This window comes from Paraburkholderia flava (genome assembly GCF_004359985.1).
Taxonomy (GTDB): Bacteria; Pseudomonadota; Gammaproteobacteria; order Burkholderiales; family Burkholderiaceae; genus Paraburkholderia; species Paraburkholderia flava.
The window spans coordinates 1-1100 of sequence record NZ_SMRO01000009.1 but is presented as its reverse complement, the minus strand read 5'-3'; the positions used below and the strand labels follow the sequence as shown (position 1 = coordinate 1100).

The window sequence follows — 1100 nt, the reverse complement described above, 5'->3', positions numbered from 1 at the left end:
GAGCACACCAGGATCGCGCCGTCCATCTGCGCCGCACCCGTGATCATGTTCTTCACGTAGTCGGCGTGGCCCGGGCAGTCCACGTGGGCGTAGTGGCGGTTCGCCGTTTCGTATTCCACGTGCGCCGTGTTGATCGTGATGCCGCGCGCCTTTTCTTCCGGCGCCGCGTCGATCTGGTCGTACGCCTTCGCTTCGCCGCCGAACTTCGCGGTCAGCACCGTCGTGATCGCCGCCGTCAGCGTGGTCTTGCCGTGGTCAACGTGTCCGATCGTCCCCACGTTCACGTGCGGCTTCGTCCGCTCAAATTTACCCTTGGCCATTTTCGACTCCTAGAGGATTTCCGTACGTTGCGCCGGGCGCAAACAATCACTGGCTACTTTGCTGGTGCCCATGGGCAGGATCGAACTGCCGACCTCTCCCTTACCAAGGGAGTGCTCTACCACTGAGCCACATGGGCGCTACATCTTGAAACTGGAGCGGGTGAAGGGAATCGAACCCTCGTCATAAGCTTGGAAGGCTTCTGCTCTACCATTGAGCTACACCCGCAAGGATTCGTCGATTCCCAACAACTACGCCTGCATTCTGGTGGAGGAGGTTGGATTCGAACCAACGTAGGCGTAAGCCAACAGATTTACAGTCTGCCCCCTTTAGCCACTCGGGCACCCCTCCGCAGAGAACTGATGATTATGGGGGAGCAACAGCACCCTGTCAAGGGCAAGCTTTGCTCCAAAGCTCATCGAACTCTCACTTAACATCCACAAACACAAAGCCCCCAACCGGGGTTGAAGCGGTTGGGGGCTTTGAGCTGAAGCATAAGGAGCCTGACGATTACCTACTTTCACACGGGCAATCCGCACTATCATCGGCGTGGAGTCGTTTCACGGTCCTGTTCGGGATGGGAAGGGGTGGTACCGACACGCTATGGTCATCAGGCATGACTTGTTGTCGTGTTGAGGGATACTCAACACAACCAATCGGGAAGAAGTAGCTGAGAGGATGCCTCTCGTGTGGGTTGTGATGGTTGAGGCACAACACTGATCTCAACCGTGCGTCTGCCTGAGACCCTGCGCTGTGCGCAGGGTGGGGCATCCCTGAAGTGC

1 protein-coding gene, 3 tRNA genes and 1 rRNA gene are annotated in these 1100 nt (G+C 57.7%); all 5 read right to left on the bottom strand.

Annotation, left to right across the window (positions count from 1 at the left end):
- The coding region (locus E1748_RS31385) for a GTP-binding protein (protein WP_205965332.1) at window positions 1–320 on the bottom strand (320 nt) is incomplete at its 3' end.
- Window positions 321–382: 62 nt separating this feature from the next.
- A tRNA-Thr gene (locus tag E1748_RS31380) sits at window positions 383–457 on the bottom strand.
- Window positions 458–472: 15 nt separating this feature from the next.
- Window positions 473–546: transfer RNA gene (locus E1748_RS31375), tRNA-Gly, on the bottom strand.
- Window positions 547–583: 37 nt separating this feature from the next.
- A tRNA-Tyr gene (locus tag E1748_RS31370) sits at window positions 584–669 on the bottom strand.
- 150 nt (window positions 670–819) lie between these two features.
- Window positions 820–933, bottom strand: a 5S ribosomal RNA gene (gene rrf / locus E1748_RS31365).
- Between the last annotated feature and the right edge of the window lie 167 nt (window positions 934–1100).